18 protein-coding genes, 1 pseudogene and 1 riboswitch are annotated in these 21,695 nt (G+C 66.9%); of the genes and pseudogenes, 14 read left to right on the forward strand and 5 right to left on the reverse strand.

Annotation, left to right across the window (positions count from 1 at the left end):
* Nucleotides 1-627 precede the first annotated feature (627 nt).
* From ACQ4OD_RS19720 to ACQ4OD_RS19765, 10 genes and pseudogenes are all read left to right on the forward strand, one after another.
* A pseudogene (locus ACQ4OD_RS19720) lies at nucleotides 628-727 on the forward strand (transposase); the annotation flags it as partial.
* A gap of 280 nt (nucleotides 728-1,007) precedes the next feature.
* Entirely contained in the window at nucleotides 1,008-2,558 is a 1,551-nt protein-coding gene (locus tag ACQ4OD_RS19725; RefSeq protein ID WP_430944807.1) for a ShlB/FhaC/HecB family hemolysin secretion/activation protein, read from the forward strand.
* A 40-nt stretch (nucleotides 2,559-2,598) separates the two neighbouring features.
* Nucleotides 2,599-4,404, forward strand: coding sequence for a DUF2341 domain-containing protein (locus tag ACQ4OD_RS19730; protein WP_430944789.1), 1,806 nt, complete (start codon nucleotides 2,599-2,601; stop codon nucleotides 4,402-4,404).
* A gap of 10 nt (nucleotides 4,405-4,414) precedes the next feature.
* Entirely contained in the window at nucleotides 4,415-4,840 is a 426-nt protein-coding gene (locus tag ACQ4OD_RS19735; protein ID WP_430944790.1) for an ExbD/TolR family protein, read from the forward strand.
* Between the two features lie 8 nt (nucleotides 4,841-4,848).
* Nucleotides 4,849-5,523, forward strand: coding sequence for an energy transducer TonB family protein (locus tag ACQ4OD_RS19740; protein ID WP_198755584.1), 675 nt, complete (start codon nucleotides 4,849-4,851; stop codon nucleotides 5,521-5,523).
* 38 nt (nucleotides 5,524-5,561) lie between these two features.
* The gene (locus ACQ4OD_RS19745) at nucleotides 5,562-7,259 is read left to right on the forward strand and encodes a putative porin (RefSeq protein WP_430944791.1); all 1,698 of its coding nucleotides are present in this window, start codon (nucleotides 5,562-5,564) and stop codon (nucleotides 7,257-7,259) included.
* Nucleotides 7,260-7,274: 15 nt separating this feature from the next.
* Complete coding sequence (locus ACQ4OD_RS19750) at nucleotides 7,275-7,922, forward strand: DNA repair protein (RefSeq protein ID WP_430944792.1); 648 nt, start codon at nucleotides 7,275-7,277, stop codon at nucleotides 7,920-7,922.
* 28 nt (nucleotides 7,923-7,950) lie between these two features.
* On the forward strand, nucleotides 7,951-8,427 hold the full coding sequence (locus ACQ4OD_RS19755) for a YbjN domain-containing protein (RefSeq protein ID WP_139670603.1): 477 nt from the start codon (nucleotides 7,951-7,953) through the stop codon (nucleotides 8,425-8,427).
* A complete protein-coding gene (locus tag ACQ4OD_RS19760; RefSeq protein WP_198755585.1) occupies nucleotides 8,424-9,380 on the forward strand; it encodes a peptidylprolyl isomerase in 957 nt (318 codons plus the stop codon). The genes ACQ4OD_RS19755 and ACQ4OD_RS19760 overlap by 4 nt, the downstream gene beginning before the upstream one ends.
* Before the next feature lie 57 nt (nucleotides 9,381-9,437).
* On the forward strand, nucleotides 9,438-10,400 hold the full coding sequence (locus ACQ4OD_RS19765; RefSeq protein ID WP_430944793.1) for a LysR substrate-binding domain-containing protein: 963 nt from the start codon (nucleotides 9,438-9,440) through the stop codon (nucleotides 10,398-10,400).
* Between the two features lie 2 nt (nucleotides 10,401-10,402).
* Here ACQ4OD_RS19765 and alkB read toward each other — a convergent pair whose 3' ends face one another.
* Together alkB and ACQ4OD_RS19775 are read right to left on the reverse strand one after the other, a co-directional pair.
* Complete coding sequence (gene alkB / locus ACQ4OD_RS19770; RefSeq protein ID WP_198755586.1) at nucleotides 10,403-11,047, reverse strand: DNA oxidative demethylase AlkB; 645 nt, start codon at nucleotides 11,045-11,047, stop codon at nucleotides 10,403-10,405.
* Between the two features lie 81 nt (nucleotides 11,048-11,128).
* Nucleotides 11,129-13,219, reverse strand: coding sequence for a TonB-dependent siderophore receptor (locus ACQ4OD_RS19775; RefSeq protein ID WP_430944794.1), 2,091 nt, complete (start codon nucleotides 13,217-13,219; stop codon nucleotides 11,129-11,131).
* Nucleotides 13,220-13,352: 133 nt separating this feature from the next.
* Here ACQ4OD_RS19775 and ykgO point away from each other — a divergent pair, with 133 nt between their 5' ends.
* A complete protein-coding gene (gene ykgO, locus ACQ4OD_RS19780; protein WP_023632134.1) occupies nucleotides 13,353-13,499 on the forward strand; it encodes a type B 50S ribosomal protein L36 in 147 nt (48 codons plus the stop codon).
* A 50-nt stretch (nucleotides 13,500-13,549) separates the two neighbouring features.
* Here ykgO and ACQ4OD_RS19785 read toward each other — a convergent pair whose 3' ends face one another.
* From ACQ4OD_RS19785 to ACQ4OD_RS19795, 3 genes are all read right to left on the reverse strand, one after another.
* On the reverse strand, nucleotides 13,550-15,004 hold the full coding sequence (locus ACQ4OD_RS19785; protein ID WP_430944808.1) for a PepSY domain-containing protein: 1,455 nt from the start codon (nucleotides 15,002-15,004) through the stop codon (nucleotides 13,550-13,552).
* 5 nt (nucleotides 15,005-15,009) lie between these two features.
* Nucleotides 15,010-17,160: a TonB-dependent receptor gene (locus ACQ4OD_RS19790; RefSeq protein ID WP_430944795.1), complete on the reverse strand. Its 2,151-nt coding sequence runs from the start codon at nucleotides 17,158-17,160 to the stop codon at nucleotides 15,010-15,012.
* A gap of 71 nt (nucleotides 17,161-17,231) precedes the next feature.
* On the reverse strand, nucleotides 17,232-17,621 hold the full coding sequence (locus tag ACQ4OD_RS19795; RefSeq protein WP_102685002.1) for a DUF2946 family protein: 390 nt from the start codon (nucleotides 17,619-17,621) through the stop codon (nucleotides 17,232-17,234).
* Between the two features lie 143 nt (nucleotides 17,622-17,764).
* Nucleotides 17,765-17,968, forward strand: a riboswitch (cobalamin riboswitch).
* A gap of 90 nt (nucleotides 17,969-18,058) precedes the next feature.
* Between ACQ4OD_RS19795 and ACQ4OD_RS19800 the strand changes: the two genes are divergently transcribed.
* Genes ACQ4OD_RS19800 through ACQ4OD_RS19810 form a run of 3 tightly spaced genes read left to right on the forward strand, consistent with a single transcriptional unit; the run spans nucleotide 18,059 to nucleotide 21,670 of the window.
* Nucleotides 18,059-20,014 carry a TonB-dependent receptor plug domain-containing protein gene (locus ACQ4OD_RS19800; protein WP_430944796.1) on the forward strand — a complete coding sequence of 652 codons (1,956 nt, stop codon included), beginning with the start codon at nucleotides 18,059-18,061 and terminating at the stop codon, nucleotides 20,012-20,014.
* 11 nt (nucleotides 20,015-20,025) lie between these two features.
* Entirely contained in the window at nucleotides 20,026-20,754 is a 729-nt protein-coding gene (locus tag ACQ4OD_RS19805; protein ID WP_430944797.1) for a (2Fe-2S) ferredoxin domain-containing protein, read from the forward strand.
* On the forward strand, nucleotides 20,747-21,670 hold the full coding sequence (locus tag ACQ4OD_RS19810; protein ID WP_198755592.1) for an ABC transporter substrate-binding protein: 924 nt from the start codon (nucleotides 20,747-20,749) through the stop codon (nucleotides 21,668-21,670). Before ACQ4OD_RS19805 ends, ACQ4OD_RS19810 begins: the two co-directional genes overlap by 8 nt.
* Nucleotides 21,671-21,695: the final 25 nt, after the last annotated feature.

A 21,695-nucleotide genomic window follows, 5' to 3' on the forward strand; every position in this document is an offset into this window, starting at 1 on the left:
TGGAGCCAGGATTTTTTGGTTCCTTTTTGATCCTTCAAAAAGGGACCCGCCGTAAGGGCGGAAAGGTGACTAGATGTCGACATCTTCTACGAATGCGCAAACAAAAATCAAAACAATCACTTCCGACCCCGACCCCGACCCCGACCCCGACCCCGACCCCGACCCCGACCCCGACCCCGACCCCCTCGAAACCACCCCCTCTGATGAACCTTTCATGACAAAACTTCGGTAGCAATCCGCCACCCCCGTCAAAGCCATGGACACCAACAAGGCACCTGGCCATCAGGCCGATGAAGCCTTGAGAACCGGCCTGGGAGCGGGGCAATGGGCACTATGGAACGCTACACGAAAGTGGGAATGCAGGAGCTCGACCAGCGTCTGGCCAAGATCGTCGAGGCCGCCCGCAAGCAGCCCGTCTCGGTCTACCGCTACGGCGCCCCCTGGGTATGGATCGTCTCCCAGGACGACTGGCAGGGCGCCCTGCGCGAGGTGGCCAGCTGCGTGCCGCCCGGCCATTCGCTGGCGCTGCTCAAGCCGCGCATAGAGGCATTGCTGGACGCGCACCAGCCCGCGCTGGCGCTGCTGGCCGAACAGCAGGGCATGATCATCGCCCCGCGCACGCTGATGCATGTGCTGCTCCTGCAGCTGCTGTATTCGGTGCCCAGCGAAAAGCAGCTCTACGAACAGCTCAACTACAACCTGCTGTTCCGCTGGTTCACCGGCCTGGAGCTGAAATCGCGGGTGTGGAACTTCAGCCTGTTCAGCCATGACCTCGGCGTGCTGCTGGGCAGCGCCATGGCCGTTTCGCTGCTGCAGCGCATGGTCGACGAAGTGCTCGGCGCAAGCCTGCAGGCCATGCCCGAGTTCAGCCTCAACCTGGCCCTGTTGCACAGCTGGCTGGCCCGCCACCAAGGCCAGGCCGCACCCAGCGACAACCACTAGAAAACCAACGAATTCCTGGCGCTCAAGGGGGCGGTGTGGAGCATTTTTTCTTCAAGCGATGCGGCATGGGCGCAGGGGCGCTGCTGTGCCTGTTGGCGGTCGAGGTGATCGCGGACGAGGCGCAGCGCCGGGTCGAGATCAACGAGTACGTGGTGCGCGGCAACACCGTGCTCGACGCCCAGGCCATCGAAGAGGCGGTCTATCCCTACCTGGGGCCGGACAAGACCCTGGCCGACCTTGAAGGCGCCCGTGAGGCGTTGCAGAAAAGCTATCAGGCCCAAGGCTACCAGTCGGTGTTCGTCGAGCTGCCCGAGCAGAAGGTCGAAGGCGGCGTGGTCTACCTGCAGGTGAGCGAAACCAAGGTCGGCCGCGTGCGGGTGGTGGGCGCCAAGCATTACTCGCCGCTGGAGATCCGTGAACAGGTGCCGGCGTTGGAGGAGGGCAAGGTCCCCGATTTCGCCCAGGTACAGAACGAGCTGGCCACGCTCAATCGTGCCCCGGGGCGGCAGGTCATGCCACTGGTGCGCGAAGGCCAGCGCCCGGGCACCATGGACGTCGACCTGCAGGTCGAGGACAAGCAACCCTGGAACCTGAGCCTGGGCCTGAACAACGACCACAGCGCCGATACCGAGAAGCTGCGCAGTGTCGTCAGCCTGGGCTACAACAACCTCTGGCAGGCCGGCCACAGCGTCTCGCTGACCTGGTTCACCGCGCCCCAGGACCGTAACAACGCCGAGGTCTGGTCCGGGTCCTACGCCGCGCCGCTGAACGAGCGCTGGACCGTGCAGTTCTCCGGCTACCACTCCGACAGCAACGTCGCCACGGTGGGCGGTACCAATGTGTTGGGCAAGGGCCATTCCTACGGCGTTTCGGCGATCTATAACCTGCCGGGCGTCGGCGCCTGGGCCAGCGCCCTGTCGATCGGCGTGGACTTCAAGGACTTCGACGAACAGGTCGGCCTGGGCGGCAGCAGCGACAAGGTCCCGCTCAAGTACGCCCCGATCACCCTGGGCTATACCGGCTACCGCTTCACCGAACAGGACCAGCTGAGCCTCGGCCTGAGCCTGGTGGCCGGGACGCGCAGCCTGCTGGGCTATGGTAGCGACGATTCCGAGTTCGATTACAAGCGCTACCGCGCCGACTCCAGCTTCGCCGCGCTCAAGGGCGACGGCAGCTACACCTTCGACTTCGCCGGCGCCTGGCAGAGCGCCTCCAAGCTGGCCTTCCAGCTGGCCTCGGGGCCGTTGGTGTCGAACGAACAGTTTGCCGCCGGTGGCGCCACCTCGGTGCGCGGCTATCTCGCCGCCGAACGCACCGGGGACGACGGCCTGCTGTTCTCCCAGGAACTGCGCACCCCCTCCATTGGCCGCTACGTCGGCAGCTACATCAGCGACTGGCGCTTCTACCTGTTCGCCGAGGGTGCCCAGTTGCGCCTGCAGGACGCACTGCCCGAACAGGACGACAGCTACAGCCTGGCCAGCGTCGGCGTCGGCACCCGCGCCACGCTCAACGACTGGTTGTCCGGCAGCCTCGACTGGGCCGTGCCGCTCAAGGACGGCCCCAACACCGACAAGAACGCTTCCCGCGTGCACTTCAGCGTGCAGGCGACTTTTTGAACGATTGACCTACTGACCGGCATCGGCCTGGAGACCTCTCATGCAACGCCTGATATTGACCTTGCTGCTATGCCTGGGCTTCGCCCTGCCGGGCAGCGCCAGCGCCTGGTGGCAGGACGACTGGATGTACCGCAAGCAGATCGCCGTGGACACCACGCCCCAGGGCGCCGGCCTGACCCAGGCGCTGGGCCGCACCGCGCTGCTGGTGCGTCTGCACACCGGCAACTTCAGCTTCGACGGCGTCAGCGAAACCGGCGCGGACATCCGCTTCGTCGCTGCCGACGACAAGACCGTGCTCAACCACCATGTCGAGCAGTTCGATCCACTGATGGGCATGGCGCTGATCTGGGTCGACGTGCCGCGTATCGAGCCTGGCCAGCGCCAGGACCTGTGGATGTACTACGGCAACCCCAAGGCCCAGGCACCCGCCGGCCAGCCGAGCTTCGACGCCGACTACACCGCGCTCTACCACTTCGACGGTGCCACCGCCCGTGACGCCAGTCCTTACGGTAACCAGCTGCAAGGACCAACGGTCAGTGTCGATGGTGTGATTGGCCGGGCCATCCAGCTCGGGGGACAAGCCTTGCAACTGCCCGCCAGCGCCTCGCTGCAACTGCCGGCGGGCGCGGCGTTCAGCTTCAGCACCTGGCTGCGCCAGGACCAGGCGGTGGGTGAGCAACTGCTGCTGGCGCGCCGCGAGGCCGGCCACAGCCTGCTGCTCGGCCTGGCCGAAGGCGTGCCCTTCATCGAGGTGGACGGCCAGCGTGCCGCCGCCAATCAGGCGCTCGGCGCCGGCCAATGGCAGCATCTGGCGCTGGTGGGCGAGGGCGGCAACCTCACGCTGCTGCTCGAAGGCCAGCCGGTCGCGCGACTGGCCGCGAGCCTGGCGGCCTTCAGCGGCGCCATCGGCATCGGTGGCGACCTGCCAGCGGCCGAGGGCGAGGCCGCCGGCCACTACGCGACCTTTGTCGGCGCCCTGGACGAGCTGCGTGTTTCCCGCGTCGCCCGCAGCCAGGCCAGCCTGCAGGCCGACGTGCTGGCCCAGGGGGCCGAGTCGCGCCTGGTGGTCTATGGCGTTGACGAAGAACAATCCGGCTTCGGCTTCGGCGGCCTGGGCTTCCTGCTCAAGGCGGTGCCGGTGGACGCCTGGGTAATCATCGCTGTCCTGGTGCTGATGATGGTGCAGTCGTGGGTGATCATGCTGCGCAAGCAGCGCACGCTCAACCGCGTCACCGCCGCCAATACGCGCTTTCGCGAGCGCTTCGCCACGGTCGGCACGCGCCTCGAGCAGTTCGCCGACGATCGCGAACTGCATGACCGACTGACCGACTCCTCGCTGTGGCGCCTGTACCTGGTGGCGGTGCAGGAAATCCGCACCCGCCGCGCCCAGGGCGCCGACACCAGTGAAGTGTCCGCGGCCACCATCGAAGCCATCCGCTGCTCCATGGACGGCGTGCGCACCCGCGAGAACCAGGCGCTGTCGTCGAAACTGTCGACCCTGTCCAACGCCATCGCCGGCGGCCCCTACATCGGCCTGCTCGGCACGGTGCTGGGGATCATGGTGGTGTTCCTCGGCACGGCCATGGCCGGCGACGTCAACATCAACGCCATCGCCCCGGGCATGGCCGCGGCGCTGCTGGCCACCGCCATGGGCCTGTTCGTCGCCATCCCCGCGCTGTTCGGCTACAACCGCCTGACCACGCGCAACCGCGAAGTCAGCGCCGACATGCGGGTGTTCGTCGACGAGTTCATCACCCGCCTGGCCGAGCTGCACGGCGAGGGCCAGGCCGGTGAAGCGGCGCTGTGTCCGGCCGGGCGCAGCGTCAACCCGTCGATCCCAGCGTGAGGAGGCAGCCATGGCATCCGTGAACAACGCCCAAGACGACGACGCCGACGCCGCGGTCGACAGCATCAACATCACCCCGCTGGTGGATGTGCTGATGGTGGTGCTGGTGATGTTCATCCTCACCGCCACCGCGCAGGTCTCCGGGATCCAGGTGCAACTGCCCAAGGCCAGCGCCACGGTGTCGCTGGCCCAGCCCAAGTCCAAGGCGATCTCGATCAACGATGCCGGCCAGGTGTTCCTCGACGCCTACCCGGTGACGCTGCAGGAGCTGGAGGACCGCCTGCGCAGCGAAAAGGCACGCAGCCCGGATTTCCCGTTGATCGTGCGCGGTGACGCGGGTGTGCAGTACCAGAAAGTGGTCGAGGTGCTCGACCTGCTGCGCCGTCTCGAACTGGCCCAGGTCGGGCTGGTCACCGGCAAGCCGAACCAGGGGTGAGGGCAGGCATGGAACCTAAAGCCAACTTCCGCCGCCTGCTGACCTGGGCCGTGCTCGCCGTCGCTGGCGCGGGCCTGGCCTGGCTGCTGTGGCAGTGGGCCAACGACATGGCCGGGGTGCGCCGCGAGGCGCCCAAGGTGCCGGCGATCATCCCGCTGCCGCCGCCTCCACCGCCGCCCCCGCCCGAGCCGCCCAAGGAGCCTGAACCGCCGGTCGAGGAAAAGATCGTCGAGCCGCAGCCGGTGCCCGAGGCCGAGGAGGTCAAGCCCGCCGAGGACGCGCCGGACCCGGCCCAGGACCTGGCCGACCCCATGCAGATGGACGGCGACGCCCAAGCGGGCGACGACAGCTTCAACGTCGGTGCCGGCAAGGGCGGCGGCATGGCCGGTGGCGGCGGTGGCGGCCTGGGCAGCGGCACCTATAGCCAGTACCTGGCCTATGCCTTCCAGCGCCTGCTGCGCGACAACCCCGAGCTGCGGAACCTGGTGTTCAACCTGCAGGCCGAAATCTGGCTCAGCGCCGCCGGCGAGATCACCCGGGTCGAGCTGCTGCGCGGCAGCGGCGAGCCCGAGGTCGATGCCCAGGTGCTCGCCGCCCTGCGCGGCGCCCGCGCCCTCGACCAGCGCCCGCCGGCCAACCTGACCTTGCCGGTGAAGATCGCCCTGCAGGGGCGCCGGCCATGAACAACGAAGCACGACTGACCCACAGGAGCTGCAAACCCATGAAGTGCCCAGTCAACCGATTGACCCTGGCGCTCGGCCTGCTGGCCGCCGCCACCGCGGTCGGTCCGGCCGTCGCCCACGCCGCGCCGTCGGAGAACGCGACCGTCAACCTGATCCGCCTGCTGGTGGAACAGGGCGTGCTCAAGCAGGACAAGGCCGACGCGCTGATCGCCCAGGCCGAGCGCGAGGCCCAGCAGGCGCAGGCTGTCAGCGCCGCGCCGATCGTCGCCCAGGCCCCCGCGGCCAACGGCGAAGTGCGCGTGCAGTATGTGCCGGCCATCGTCCGCCAGCAGATCCGCGATGAGATCAAGGCCGAGGTGATGAACACCGCCAAGCAGGAAAACTGGGCCGCGCCCAACACTTTCCCCGACTGGGCCTCGCGCATCAGCTTCGACGGCGACCTGCGCCTGCGCTACGAGTCGCGCGGCTACGCCGATGGCAACAGCAACGAGATCGTCGACTTCGCCAAGCTCAATGACAAGGGCCCGTACGATGTCAACGCCAACAGCGGCTCGAACCTGCCGCCGCTGCTTAACACCCGCGAGGACCGCGACAGCCTCCTGCGCCTGCGCGCGCGCTTCGGCCTCAAGGCCCAGCTGGCGGACAACTGGGTGGCCGGCATCCGCGTCGCCACCGGCTCCAACAACAACCCGGTGTCGACCACCCAGAACCTCGGTGGCGGCTTCGGCAAGAAGGACATCTGGCTCGACCAGGGCTATGTCACCTGGACGCCCAGCGAGCGACTGACGTTGACCGGCGGGCGCATCGCCAATCCGTTCATGTCCACCGACGTCCTCTATTCCCACGACCTCAACTTCGATGGCGTGGCGGCGATCTTCGACCAGCCGCTGAGCCGCGACCTCAGCCTGTTCGGCACCGTCGGCGCGTTCCCTGTGCAGTACAGCGACGACAGCGCCAGCAGCAACGGCCTGGACAAGGAGGACAGCGACAACAAGTGGCTGTACGGCGCGCAGCTGGGCGCGAAATGGGCGCTCAACGACCATCACCGCCTCAAGGGCGCGATGGCCTACTACCGCTTCGACGACATCGCCGGCGAGCGCTCCAGCCCCTGCGCGCCCTGGGATGGCCAGCCGGCCTGCGACAGCGACGAAACCCGCCCGACCTTCATGCAGAAGGGCAACACGGTGTTCCTGCTGCGCGACATCACGCCCAATCCGGCCAACCCGGCGGCCACGCCGCAGCCGCAGTTCGTCGGCATCGCCTCGGAGTTCGAACTGCTCGACCTGAACCTGGTGTGGGATGCCGACCTGCCTCATGACTTCAAGCTGCGCAGCCAGGCCAACTACATCCACAACCTGGCCTACGACGAGGGCGACATGCGCAAGCGTTCGGCCGGCCAGCTGGCCAACAACATCGACGAGAACGGCAACATCAAGAGCGGCGGCGACGCCTGGATGTTGCAGTTCACCCTGGGCAACGCCCTGGACATGCGCAAGGCCGGCGACTGGAACCTGTTCGCCGGTTACAAGCGCATCGAGCCTGACGCGCTGCCGGACGGGTTCAACGACTCGAGCTTCCACCTCGGCGGCACCAACGCCAAGGGCTATTTCCTCGGTGGCAACTACGGCCTGGCCGACAACGTCTACGCTACAGCCCGTTGGTTGAGTAGCGAGGCACTCTACGGCGCGCCGTTTGACATCGATGTGCTACAACTTGAAGTCAACACGCGGTTCTAGGGAAGGAGCACGGGCATGAACAAGGGAGTCTATCGCCATCGTTGCGCCTGGTTGATGCTGGCGCTGGGCGCAAGCCTGGCCGCCTCGGCGTCGGCCGAAACCCTCGAAGAGCGCCTGCGCACCCAGCTGCGCAGCACCACGCAACAGCTGCAGGCCCTGCAGAGCGAGCAGGCCCAGGCCAGCGCCGCCCGCCAGGCGGCGGAACAGCAACGCGACGCGGCCCTGGGCCAGGTGCGCGAGCTGACCGCGCAACTGGCCAAGGCGCGCGGCCAGAGCGAACAGCTCGCCGGACAGCAGCAGGCCGTGCACAGCCAGGCCCAGGCGCTGGTGGCCAGCAGCAACGAACAACTGCACAAGTACAAGCACGCCTATGACGAACTGCTGGGCATGGCGCGCGCCAAGGAAAGCGAGCGTGCCGGCCTGCAGGCACAACTGGCCGAACGCGATGGCCAGGTGCAGCAGTGCCAGGCGCGCAACCAGCAGATGTACGGGGTGGCCAAGGAGATGCTGGCCGCCTTTGAGAAGGTCGATATCGCCGATGTGATGAAGATGCGCCAGCCCTTTGCTGGCTCGGCCCGGGTCCGCTTCGAGGAACTGGCCCAGGCCTATGGCGACAGACTCTACGAAAGCCAGTTCGACGCCCCCACGGGCGTGACCCAGTGACGTTTTCTCAACGCAAGGAAGTAAGCACATGACCGAAGTCACCCTGATCGAAACCGTTAGCGCCGACTCCCTGACCAAGCTGCTGCAGGATGCCGGCTGCCGGGTCAATCGCACCGAGCAGAATGCCGTGGTGCAGTTGCTTAGCGCCAGCCAGGGCGTGGGTTACGCCGTACGTTTCGGCAATCGGGCGCTGAACCAGGAAGGCGAGTTCCTCGATTTCACCTTCAGTTGCGCGCTGCGTATCCAGGGCGAGCTGCCCGCGGGCCTGGCCGAGCGCTGGAACGCCACCCGGCGTTTCGCCCGCCTGTCGGTACAGGGCGAGTTCCTGGTAATGGAGAAGGACGTGGTGGTTGCCGACGGCGTCAGCGAGAAGCACCTGCATGGCAGCCTGTTGCTGTGGGATCGCCTGCTGCAGGAGTTCATCGTCTACCTGCGTGACTACAGCCGCAATGTCGCCGAAACGGCGCCCGAGCAGGTGGCCAGCGATGCGGTGAGCGCTTCGTGACGGCGCGAACCCTGTGGGCCGGCGCTGGCGCGCTGGCCGTTGTCGCGGTGGCAGTCGCCCTGGCCTTGCGCCCGGGCGACGAGCCGGTGGCAGCGGCGCGCCCGGCTTCGCCCGCCACCCTGGTGGCCACCGACAACGGCCCGGTGCTGGCGCGCCTTGGCGAGCAACAGGTGGGCAGCGGCGAGCTCAAGGCGCTGTTCGCCCAGTTGCCCGAAGAGTCCCGCGCCAGCCTGCGCGGCGACCGGCCGGCACTGGAGGCCTGGATCCGCGCCCGCTTGGCGGAAAAGGCCCTGTACCAGCAGGCCGAGGCCCAAGGCTGGCTGCAGCGTCCGGAGATCCAGGTGCAGACCCGCGCGGCCACCGAGCAGATCGTCTTGCGCGACTATCTCGACTCGGTGAGCAAGGTGCCCGACGACTACCCCACCGAAGCTGAGCTCAAGCAGGCCTACGAGGCAGGCAAGGCTGGTTTGCAACTGCCGGCACGCTATCGCCTGAGCCAGATCTTCCTGCGGGTGGAAAACCCCAAGGATGACGAGGCCGTGCGCAAGCAGGCCCAGGCCCTTGCCAAGCAGGCCCAGGCCGCGGATGCGGACTTTGGCGCATTGGCCCGCGAGCATTCGCAGGATGCCGGCACCGCCGCCAACGGCGGGGATACCGGCCTGCAGGCCTTGGCGCAACTGTTGCCGGAGGTGCGCGGGGTGGTGCCGAAACTCAAGGTGGGCAGCGTCAGCGAACCGGTGCAGAGCGCGGCGGGCTATCACATCATCAAGCTGGTGGAACTGCAGCCGGCCCGGGCGGCGACCTTCGACGAGGTGGCCCCGCGCCTGCGCCAGGTGCTGCGTGCCCAGCGCCAGGAGCAGGTGGCCAAGGCCTATGTGGAGGGCATGTTCGACACTGCCACCCTCAGCATCGACGGCGCGGCGCTCAACCAGGTGCTGGAAAGCAGCCGCTAGTCGCCTACAACCATGGAAGAAGCGGGCCTGCCAAGGCGGGCCTGCGGGAGGCGAGGGATGCCTATCGATCTGTCCCGGGGGCGAGCCCCGGATACCAGCGTGCCCGTCGTTCGCCCCCAGGTGCCGCTGGCCCTGGACGAACAGACCCTGAACTGTTTTCTGGTCACCGCGCGCTGCGGTTGTTTCATGCAGGCGGCACGGCGGCTCAACCTCAAACCGGTGGCCCTGCGCAAGCGCCTGGCGGCGCTGGAGGCGCGCCTGGGCTACAGCCTGTTCGTCAACCGCAACAACAACCCGGTGCTCAGCCAGCAGGGCGAGCGCCTGCAGCAGGTGCTCCAGGCCCGCGAACCGGTGGTGCCAGCGCCGCGGGAAGCCAGCGCCAGAGTGCGCCTGGCCGTGGCCGAACCACTGCTGCAGGACCTGCTGGGCCGCAACCTGATCAACTTCGTGCGCCAGCATGCCGGCATGCGCCTGGAGGTGGCCACGCTCGATGGCCGCCAGGTACCCGAGCAGGCCGCGGATGTGGCGTTATGGCTGGGCGACCTTGACCAGGGCGCCCGCAGCGGCTGTTTTGCCGACACCACCGCCGAAGCCCTGGCCACCCTCGAATACCTGCCGCATATCGCCAAGCGTTATGCCCGCGAGGCCAACCGCCCGACCAGCCTGGCGCACCTGCAGGACTACATGCTGGTGCAATGGCAAGGCGAGGTCGGCGTGCAGGCGTTGACGCCCTGGCAGACGCTGTTGAGCACCCGCTCGGCCGGCGTGACGCAGATCCAGGACTACGAGATGTACTGCCAGCTGATCAAGTGCAGCGCCAGTGTCGGTTTGCTGCCGCACTACGCGGCGCATCTGGATCGTGGCCTGCTGGCCTTGCCGGGGTTGTTCCGCGAGCCGATGCGCCGGCGCGTGTGGCTGGCGGTCGATGAGCGCACCGAAGCCGACCCGTTGGTGCAGGTGATGGTCGGGGCGATCCGGGCCGCGTTCGAGGAACGCCGGGAATGGTTTGCCGGTCGTTAGGGTCAGCCGGCCTTGCGCAGTGTCAGGTTGATCCGCCGTTCGCCCATGCGCGGATGAACGCCAGGCTTTATCGGCAGCACGCCATGAAAGCGCAGGCGGTCCTCGCCGCCCCACACCAGCACGTCGCCGTGGTTCAGCGGGATGCGCCGGGTACGGTCCGAGCGTTGCAGCCCGCCGAACAGGAACACTGCGGGCAGGCCCAGCGAGATCGAGACGATCGGATGGGCGTAGTCCTGCTCGTCGCGGTCCTGATGCAGGCTCAGGCGGGTACCCGGCAGGTAGTGGTTGATCAGGCAGGCATCCGCCACGAAACCCTCGAACCCGGCCTGGGCGGCAGCGCGCGAGGCCAGCTCGACCAGCACCCGGGGCAGGGCAGGCCAGGGCTTGCCACTGACCGGGTCGGTGGCGGAGTAACGATAGCCGCTTGCGTCGCTGACCCAACCCAGCGCGCCGCAATTGCTCAGCGCCACGGCCATGCGCAGGCCGCCGGGGGTCTGCATGTGGCGAAACGGCGCCGCGCGCAGCACCGGGCGCAAGGCATCGAGCAGGGGCTCGAGCTCCGCCAGGGCGAAACCTGGCAGCAGCGTGGTGTGAGCGGCCAGCTGCTGGGGGTGTGCGTCGAACAGATCGAGATCGGACTGGATCATGCCAGGGGCTGCTTGGGTGGTGTCCGCACAGTGTATCGCGATGCCCCGGTGCGTGGGGCATCGCGAGCCACTGCGCCGGCCTCAGAGGCTGAGCGTCAGGCTGACACTGACATTGCGCGGCTCGCCCGGCAGCACCCATGAACTGTTGTACGAGCGCTCGTAGTACTTGCGATCGAACAGGTTGTTGAGGTTCAGACCCACAGTGACCTGCTCGCTGGCCTTGTAGTGCGCCAGCAGGTCGACCGTGCTGTACGAGGGCAGGGTGAAGGCGCTGCCGGCCTGACCGGAGCGCTCGCCGACATAGTTGAACGCCGCGCCCAGGTCCGAACCGCGCAGGGCGCCATTCTGGAACTCATACACGCCCATCACGCTGCCGCTGTTACGGGCAATGCCCAGCAGGTCGCTGCCCTTGGGCAGGCTGGCATCGCCCTTGGTGACCTCGGCATCGATGTAGGCATAGGCGCCGATCACCCGCACCGCCTCGCTGAGCTGGCCGCTGAACTGCAGGTCCAGGCCCTGGCTGCGCGCCTTGCCGGCCGCGATGCTCTCGCCCAGGGCATCGGTGGTGATGACGTTCTCCTTGTCGATATGGAACAGCGCCACCGTGGCGCCCAGGCGGCTGTCGAACAGGTCGAGCTTCAGGCCGGTCTCGTAGCCGAGGCCTTTCTCGGGCTTGTACACCTGCCCTTGGGTGCCGATGGTGTTGGGCTTGAACGACGTCGATGCGTTGGCAAACACGCCGACCTGCGGCGTCAGCTGGTACAGCAGACCGACGCGGGGCGTGGCGACATCCTTGGCCTGGCTGTTGCTGATACCGCTGCTGCGGTTCTGCGAGGTCTGCTCGATGCGCTCCAGGCGTACCCCGACCAGCCCGCGCAGGCGCTCGCTGAAGGCGATCTGGTCCTGCAGGTTGAGGGCATGGCTTTCGGTGCGTTCGAAGAAGTCATTGGCGCGGGTGAGGGCCGGCTTGGGCTTGCCGTACACCGGGTTGCGGATGTCCAGGCCATAGCTGGCCAGGGTCGCGCTCTGCGGGTACTTCTGGCTGTTGCGGTAGTTCTCGTATTCCAGGCCGATCAGGCTCTGGTGCTGCCAGCCGAGCAGCTCGAACTGGCCGTGTAGCTCGGCTTGGGTGATGTTGTCGTTCCACTCGAAGTCGCGCTCGCGGTAGAAGCGCGTGAGCGTGTTGCCGACCAGGGCCTGGGGCTCGGAGCTGTTGCCCTTCAGTGTGCCCTGGGTGTAGTGGTTGGCCAGGCGCAGTTTCCAGTTGTCGTCGAGGAAGTGCTCCAGGGCCAGGTCGACGGTCTGGTTGTCGTTGCGGATCTTGCCGTCGTTGGGCTCGCCCATGAACGCCGAGCGCTGCAGCGAGCCCATCTGGCCATTGACCGCCGGGATGCCGCGGTCGAACACTGATTCGGTGCGGGAAAACTCGGTGTCCAGCAGCAGGCGGGTGTCGGGCGACAGTTGCCAGCTCAGCGACGGGCTGACGATCCGTCGCTCGCTGTTGACGTGATCGCGGAAGCTGCCATTGTCCTCCACCGCCAGGTTGACCCGGCCCAGCAGGTTGCCTTGGCTGTCCAGCGGCGCGTTGGCGTCCAGCGTGCCGCGGTAACGGTCCCAGCTGCCGGCGCTCAGGTTCACGGTGCTGAACGTCTCGGCCTGGGGCCGCTTGCTGACGATGTTGACCAGCCCGCCGGGGTCGCCGCGGCCATAGAGGCTCGCGGCCGGGCCCTTGAGCACCTCGATGCGTTCGATGCTGGAGGTGTCGGGCGCGCTGTAGCTGCCGCGGTTGACGGCGAAGCCGTTCTTGTACAGCTCCCCTGTGGTGAAGCCGCGCACGCTGTAGTTGAGAAAGGTCAGGCCACCGAAGTTGTTCTGCCGCGACACGCCGCCGGCAAAGTCCAGGGCGCGGTCGATGCGGGTGGTGTTGAGGTCCTTGAGTACCTGGGCCGGCACCACTTCGATGCTCTGCGGGGTGTCGCGGATATCGGTGTCGGTGCGCGTGGCGGTGGCCGAGCGGGTGGCCCGATAACCCTGGACCGGGCCGTCGGCGCGTTCTTCGAGGTAGGCGTCGGTGATCGAGGTTTCGTCCAGCACCAGGGGTTGGGCCGCAGCGAGCGGTTGACCGAACAGGCCCAGGGTCAGGCCGGCCAGAAGGGGAGCGCGAGGGTTCAAGAGGGATCTCCGTTAAATATGTAATAACATTACATTATCGTTCCAGTCATCGCCAGAAGAAGGTGTGACAGGGCGGTTGCGCGATGAGAATGATTTGCGTTAATGTTATGTTATTACGTATTCGGAGGTTTTCATGCAAGTACTGTCCTCACTCAAGCAGGCCAAGCGCCGTCATCGTGACTGCCAGGTGGTCAAGCGCCGTGGTCGGATCTATGTGATCTGCAAGTCCAATCCGCGGTTCAAGGCCAGGCAGGGCGGGGTAAAGAAAAAGCGCGGGTAACCGGTCAATGGCAGTCAGGCGAAAGGGGCTGCTCAGCAGCCCCAATGACGCTACCGAAGCGTCCTGCGCAGGCGTCGCCAGGCCAGTACCACACCACTGAGGGCTATCACCAGGCCGCCGCTACTCAGGCCGATGATCAACCCTTCGCGCAACAGCGGCCGCGCCAGCAGCGGTTGCCAATCCCAGCTGTGCAACAGGTTGAACAACCAGCGCCCGGCACGTTGCGCCCGGTCGTGGCTGGCCACCAGCGTGCCGCTGGCAGGGTCCAGGTAGGCCCAGGTGTCCGCCGCGTCGGCGAAGCGCAGGCGCAGCACGGGCTGTGGACGCGCCTGGGAACCGTACATGCTCTGTGGCTCGCGGGCGAAGTAGTGGAAGTCGTAGGCGCTCTGCCAGTCATCCGCCACCGTCACCCCCGGAGCCATCGCTTGCGCGGCCGCCCGCAGCCTTTCCCGGCTGAAGGTACGCGCCGGCGGGGCGTGTGCTTCAAGGATGCGGCTGTCTCCGTCGGCGCTGCGGGCCACTGCATAGGTGACGTCGGCCAGGCGTTGCCATTGCAACTCCACTGCGGCGAACCCGGTTTCGTCGCGCAAGCGGGCCAGTGCCGTGGCAATCGGCAGTTGCAGGTCGGTGGCACGCAGCGGCGCTTGTTGCAAGGCGATCTGCGAGCGGCTGTCGGTCACGCCCCAGGGGCGCATCGACATCAACCCGCTGAACACCCACAGCACCAGCACCCCACCGAACAGCAGCCCGCCGATGTGGTGCCAGCGCAACCAGCCGCCGGGGTAGGGGCTGCACGATCCGCTACGGTAAGGCTTGCGCAAGCGCAGGCGCAGGAGGCCCACCGCGATGCCCGTGAGCGCCATCAGCGTGCCGAGCAGTGAAAGGCCGATCACCAGTGTGCGCCAGCCATTGTCGAAGCCCAGGCCGCCGCGCAACGGATAGAGCCAGTGCAACCAGGCGCCGACCCAGTTCCAGGCGCGCTCGCGGCCGCTCGCATCGCGCACCACCTCGCCGGTGCGTCCGGACAGGTACAGCCAGGTGCCGGCCGCATCGTCCACTTGCACCCGGTGCAAGGGGCGATCGCTGTCCAGGGCCCGGGAGTGGGTCCACATGTCCTCGTCCAGCGTGCCCTGGTAAGCCAATGCCGCGCTGCCGGCGTACTGCCGGGCATTGGCCAGGGCCCAGGCCGCGTCGGCGTTGGCCAGGGGCTCGCCGTTGGCGGCATCGAGGGTGACGCGGCGACCGTCCGCCAGCTCCAGCAAATAGTACGGTTGCCCGCCCAGGCTGGTCAGGCGCAACGCCTTCAACGGCTGCTCAGCCCATTGCGCCGGCAACTCGGCGCAGCATCCCGCCGGCAAGGCCGGCAGGTGGGCCAGGCGCTCGGCCGTGGTCAGCTTGGGGTAGCCGACATACAGCATGACCACTCCGGAGACGAACCACAGCGCCATGAACAGGCAGGCGACGATGCCCAGCCAGCGATGCCACAGGTACAGCTGGCGTTTCAGGCCCATCAGTAGCGCCACTGCACAGCGACTTCCAGGCTGCGCGGCTCACCCAGGTAGTACTGGGTGTTGGTCTGGTGGATGAAGCGGGCGTAGACCTCGTCGGTGAGGTTGCGCAGGCGGGCGCTGAGTTGCACGTGCTGGTCCAGGTCGTGGGTCATCGACAGTCCGTAGACGGTGTACGAAGGCACCCACTGGGTGTTGGCGGTGTTGGCGTAGACCGCCGAGACGTAGCGGGCGTCGGCGCCGACCTGCCAGCCCGGCGCCAGGTCGTAGGTCAGCCAGAGGTTGGCCACCCGGTCGGGGATGTTCACCGGGTTCTTGCCCTTGCGCGAGTACACCACGCCGCCGATGTTCTCGTTGAACTCGTCGTATTCGGCGTTGACCCAGCTGAAGTTGCCCGCCGCCAGCAGTTTGGGCGTGACCTTGAACGACGCCGCCAGCTCGATGCCGGTGGAGGTTTGCTGGCCGGCCTGCTCGGTGGTGTTGGGCACGGTCGAGGAGGGCACCGAGATGTTCTTGCGCACGATGCGGTAGGCCGCCGCGGTGGCCGAGCCGCGCCCGTCGAGGAAGTCGAACTTGCTGCCCACTTCAACCTGCCTGCCGGTGCTCAGGTCGAAGTCGCCGACCTGGCTGAGCGAGGCGCCGGTGAGCGAGCCCCCTGGAGGCTCGGCCGAGGTGCTGTACTGGGTGTAAAGGCTGACATTGGAGGTCAGGTCGTAGACCAGCCCCAGGCGCCCGGTGAAGGCATCCCAGCGCCGATTCAGCTTGGCCCGGGTCACGTGGTCGACCACGTCGAAGTCGATATGGTCGTAGCGCAGCGCGGTGACCAGCGACAGCTGGTCGGTCAGGCGGGTACGGTTTTCGACGAAGCCCGCAGTGGTGTCGGTGGTGGTGCTGCGCCCCTTGGCGCGTGGAGCGTCCATGCCAGGGATGTCGAGGAAGTGGTCGGGCTGGAAACCGTTGGGATCGATGCTGTCGAACGCGCCCTTGGACAACGGGTAGGCGGTCTGCTGGTTGCGGTTGTAGTCCATACCGAACGCCCAGTCGCTGGCCAGGCCGAACAGCTGGCCCTGGTGGGTCAGCTCGACGCGGTTGCCGTTGACCTCCTGGTCGTGGCGCTGGCGGTAGCCGCCGGAGCGGGCGATGGCGGTGTTGCCGGGGTTGTAGCGGTACACCTCGAGGTTGCGGTAATCGCGCTGGCCGTTGTAGTGGTAGAAGGTGTTGCGCAACTGGTTGCTGTCGTCGATGCGGTAGTCGGTGATCGAGCGCAGCCAGCGGGTGCGTTGCTCGTAGCGGCCGTCCTCGACGTTGTAGTTGTCGAAACGGTGATGCTTGTCGATGTGCAGGGTGCCGCTGGCCGGTTGCAGCACCGGCGCGCCCCAGTAGGGGCTGTCTTCCTTCTCTTCGAGGTACTCGATGGCCAGGGTGTGCGACAGCTGGTCGTTGATGTCGCTGAGCAGCGAGAAGGCCAGGTTGCCTGCCCCGTTCTCCTGGCGGTCGATGTAACCGTTGGTGCTGGTGCGGCTGTAGTCGAGCCGCGCGTAGTGGCGTGGGCCGTCACCGCTGTTGAGCGCCTTGTTGAAGCCGACCGAGGTTTCCATCGTGTCGTAGCGCCCGTAGCTGACGCGGCCCTCGAAGGTGTCCTCGTCGCGGTTGGCCAGTTTGGTGATCATGTTCAGGCTGCCGCCCACGGCGCCGCTGCCGTTGAGGAACGACGACGGCCCGCCGAGCAGTTCGACACGGTCGTAGATCCATGCCCCGACCGGGCGCCCGGCGGCGCCGTACTGCAGGTTGATGCCGTTGAACAACTGGCTGACCTGGGCACCGTTGAAACCACGGTACGACACGTAGCCGCCCCAGCCGGGCGGTGCCGAGGCGTTGACCCCGGGCAGGGCGTTGGCGGCGTCCTGGAAGTTGCGCGCGCCGATGCGTTCCATGTTCTTGCGGTCGGCGACGCTGACCGAGGCCGGGTTTTCGCGGGCGCTGAGGTTGAGCCGCGAGCCGCTTTCGATAGGCCGGTCGAGGTCCAGGGTGGTGGCTTCTTTGGGGGCGGCGGTGGCCGTGACGTTGCTGGCGGGCAGGGTCAGGGTGTCATCCTGCGCCCAGGCGCAGGTTGCGCTGCCAACGAGCAGCGCCAAAGTGGTCATGCGGAACATGCAAGGCTTCCTGGCTGAAATCGGTGGGCGCACGCCCGCTGCCGATCAGGCGGCACTCGGGCGTGGCGATGTCAGAACGCGAGAAGCGAGGCGGGGGAGGCGCGGGGATTGACCAGGGGCCAGCGCTGCTTGGGCAGGGTCGGCGCGGGTTGTCTGGGTAAGGGTTTGCTCGACTCCCCGGCGAGCAGGGCCAGCAGGCCGAAGAACACCGCCAGCAGGGTGGCGCTGAACAGGCTGGCGATCACGCAGTCGCCGCCGGCGGGCAGCACCGGGTCGGTGACGTCCTGGTCGCCCTTGAACACGCCGCTGCTGTCGGCCGCGCACCAGGCGGCGTCATCCAGGCCGGCCAGGCGCAAGCCTGCCATCTGTCCATGGCCCATGGCGCACAGCAACGAGCCGAACAGGATGCTGAAATACAGCACCCAGGCGACTTGCGATCGTGTGTGGCGGGCCAGCTTCATCGGCAAAGCTCGAAGGGAATGGGAATGGGTTAGGCGTGCGGATTCTACAACTTTTGACACATCTGCCTAGAGTGATTGGCAGATAAAAAACACGCGAAACGATTCACCGGCCTTTGCTTGACGCACCTTGCCCCAAGGTGTTCAGATGCCGACCGATTTCAGGTGTCCCATGCCGCCGCGCATGGGGTGAAACGGGAAACCGGTACGCGCTTCGCGCCAGTCCGGTGCTGCCCCCGCAACGGTATGCAAGTGATGCCTTCGACAGACCACTGTGGCCCGCGCGTCATGGGAAGGTGAAGACATCTTGTCTTGCGAGCCCGGAGACCGGCCTGGAATGTTGTAGGCAAACTCCTGCGGTGGGCGGGCATGGGCCGGTATTGGCGTGTGCGCGATCCGTGCTCCTGCGTGCTTCTGCGAAAGTCACTTTCGAGAAGAGCATGATTGCTGTGATTCACTCCCGACGTCGTTTCCCCAAGGCCCGGACTTTGTTCCTGGGCTGCCTGGCCAGCCCCCTGGCACTGGCCGAAAACACCCCCCTGATCCTCGACCAGCAGATCGTCGCCGCGCCGTCGGTGGAGTCGACCACGGTCGCCGCCATGGCCCAGTACGGCAGCAAGGTCGAGATCGTCAGCCGCGAGCAGATCGAGCGCGCCGGCCCCGGCGCCGACATCACCCGGGTGATGCAGATGTTCATCCCCGGCTTCTACGTCGCGCCGAAGAACGGCCCGTTCGACTACGGCACCTACTCGCTGCTCGGCGGGCGCAACGACGACACCCTGATCCTGCTCGACGGTGTACGCCTGAACAACCGCCTGTACGGCGGCCTGTACCTGGACACCCTGCCGGCCAACGCGGTGGAGCGTATCGAGGTGCTCAAGGGCGGCCAGAGCCTGTTGTTCGGCACCCAGGCCGTGGCGGGGGTGATCAATATCGTCACCCGCAGCCCGCAACGCCGTCAGGCTTCAGGTGAGGTCAACCTGGGCCTGGACAGCTTCGCCGGCAGCAGCAAGGACGCCCGCGTCGAGCGGATCTTCAGCAATGGCTTCGGCGACCTGGGCCTGCTGGCCTATGTCAGCCACAACGTCTCCGACGGTTACCAGCCGTTTCGCAACCGCGACTACAGCGGCAACGTCAGTGACAAGAAACGCGGCTACGAGGTGACCACCTTCGGCGGCAAGGCGATCCAGGCCTTTGGCGACGATGCGCGGCTGGAGCTGTTCTACCAGTACACCGACGCCAACCTCGATTTCGCCCGACCGGTGAACAATTACAAGACCACCAATGACCGCGTGCAGCAGATCGCCACGGCCACCTTCGAACAGCGCATCAGCGAGCGCCTGAGCTACTTCGTCAAGGGGCACGTCAACGACTGGGACACCCGCTACACCCGCATCAACAACCGCGCCGACGGCTCCCGCGATGTGGTCAACCACAACGACTACTGGGGCTTCACCGATTGGGGCGTGCAGGCCGAGGGCAAGGCCGAACTCGACGGTGGCCACGTGCTGGTGTTCGGTTCCGACAACCAGTGGTTCAAGGGCCAGGACGACGTGCTGGTGATCGATGACAACGAGGCCCAGGCCAATGCGTTGTACGCCCAACTGCGGCCCAGGATCGAGACCTTGCCCAACTGGCACCCGAGCCTCGGCCTGCGCCACGAGGCCATGAGCGGCGGCGACAGCGCCACCGTCGGCATGCTCACCTCGCTGTACGACCTGAACGACAACTGGCAACTGCGCGGCCAGTATGGCAGCGCCTACAAGCTGCCCAATGCCGAGCAGTTGTTCGTCAACGAGCCTGGTGACGAGATCGGCAACCGTGACCTCAAGCCCGAGAAGAGCCGCAATGCCGAGCTTGGCCTGGACTACCACGGCCTGCTGCTGGAGCGTGAATTCAGCGCCAGCGTCACCGTGTTCCGCCGCAAGATCACCGACTTGATCACCCTGGACGGCAGCCAGTGGGTCAACGGCCAGGGGCAGGTACAGATGCGTGGCTTCGAGGCCGATGCGCGTATCCAGCTCGACGACCAATGGAGCCTGCAGGCCGACATGACCCGCAACCTCACCGAGACGCGCACCGGGGCAACGATCAACGACGTGCCGAGTTTCTTCGCCCGTTCGCGGCTCGGTTACGAATCGGCGGATCGCAGGTGGGGGGCCGGGGGCGCCATTCGCTATATCCGCGACGTGGTCAGCTCCAAAGGCGTCGACTACGGCCATTACTCGGTGGTCGACGCCGATGCTTATCGCTACCTGGACGGCGCCCGCCAGCACCGGCTGAGCCTGCTGGTGGAGAACCTGTTCGACCGCGACTATGTCACCAGTCGGGCGAGTAACGTTGACAATCTCGGGCGGCCGTCCACCAGCGAACTGCGCTACACCTACACCTTCTGAGGGGCGTGAGCATGGACTACCAGCGCGTGTTGTTCGTCGGCCCCGGCCTGGGTGGCGGTTCGGCGGCGGAAGCTTTTGGCGCCGAGATTCGTGACCTGCGTGGCCACGAGGCGGGCCGGGATATCGTCGACACCCTGGAGGGGTTCGACGGGCTCTGGGCGGTGATCCGCGAGGCCCTCGACCAGGGCGTGGAACGCCTGCTGGTGGTGGACCTGGAACCCACCTCGGACAGCGCCTACCTTGACTGGCTGCGCGATGAGCTGGGGCGCCTGGCGCAAGGTCGGGCCGGCGTCTGGGTCACGGCCCAGGCCCTGGGGCGGCGCGGCCTGGATGCGCGAGTGGCCTGTGCCAGCATCGGCGAACCTGTGCGCCACCTGGCGTGCGACCAGGTCAACGCGGTGGCCAGCGACCCGGACTGGTCACGGGTGCCCGAGCATGCTCGCCAGGTGTTCCTCTGCACCGGCCCCCGCTGCGTGCGGCGCGGCGCCTTGCCGCTATGGAAACGCCTGCGCCGGCTGCTGCTGGAGCGTGCCCTGATCGAGACCCCGGGCGGCGTGCTGCTGACCCGCACCGGTTGCCAGTTTCCCTGCAACCTGGGGCCAGTGTTGACGGTGCATCCGGACGGCTGCTGGTATCGGGTACGTGATGATCGGGAGGTGGAGGAATTGGTGGAAACGCATCTGCAGGGAGGAAGGATCGCCGAAGGACTGTTGATCAAGGGAAGGGCGTGCGATGCGTAAAGCCTGGCTACTGTCCCTCGCCTTGTGCTGTGGCGCACCAGCCCTGGCCGACAGCTATCGCAACTGCGGGCAGGACTGGCAACGGCCCGCTGCGGCGCCTGCGCGTATCGTCGCCCTCAATCAGCACGCGGCCGACCTGCTGCTCGCCCTCGGCGCGGGTCCGTCGATGGTCGGGGTGGCCTACCTGGACGACAACGGCGCCGCCTACAAGCAGGGCCGCTACCAAGGTGTGCCAGTGATTGCCCGGGAGTATCCGGCCAGCGAAGTGTTGTACGCGCAAAGGCCGGATCTGGTGGTCGGCGGATTCGCCACGGCATTTGGCGATGGGATCACCTCGCGCAGCAGATTGGCCGGCAACGGGATTGCCACCTACCTGCTCGAGTCGGCCTGTAACGGCCACTCGCTGGACTACTACGGCCATGTCCGGCGTGACCTGACTGTGTTCGGCGAGCTGTTGGGCAGACAGGCGAGGGCGCAGGCGTTGATCGAGGCGATGGAGAACGACCTGGCGCAGGCCAGGGCGATCGCACCCAGCGGCAAGCCTCTGTCGGTGTTCTACCTCGACAGCGAGGTGCGGGGGCTGGACAGCGAAGGCGGGCGCGGATTCGTCACGCCGTTGCTGGCCGCCGCCGGGGCGCGCAATGTGCTTGCCGGAATCGACCAGTACCGCGTGACGATCAACCGCGAGGCGCTGCTGAGCAGCGACCCCGACGTGATCCTGCTGGCCGACGCCCTGTGGTCGCCGGCCAGCCGCAAGCGTCAGCTGCTGACCCGCGACCCGGTGCTCTCGAGCCTGCGGGCGGTGCGCGAGAACCGCATGATCGATATCCCGTTCACCCAGCTGATGCCCACGCCGGCCAGCGGGCGGGTGGCCCTGGAACTGGCGCAGCGGCTCAGGGGGATGGCTGTTCCATAGCAGGCCCTTGAGCTGATCGCGAAGC

It is taken from the genome of Pseudomonas sp. WC1 (assembly GCF_050586565.1).
Lineage (GTDB): Bacteria > Pseudomonadota > Gammaproteobacteria > Pseudomonadales > Pseudomonadaceae > Aquipseudomonas.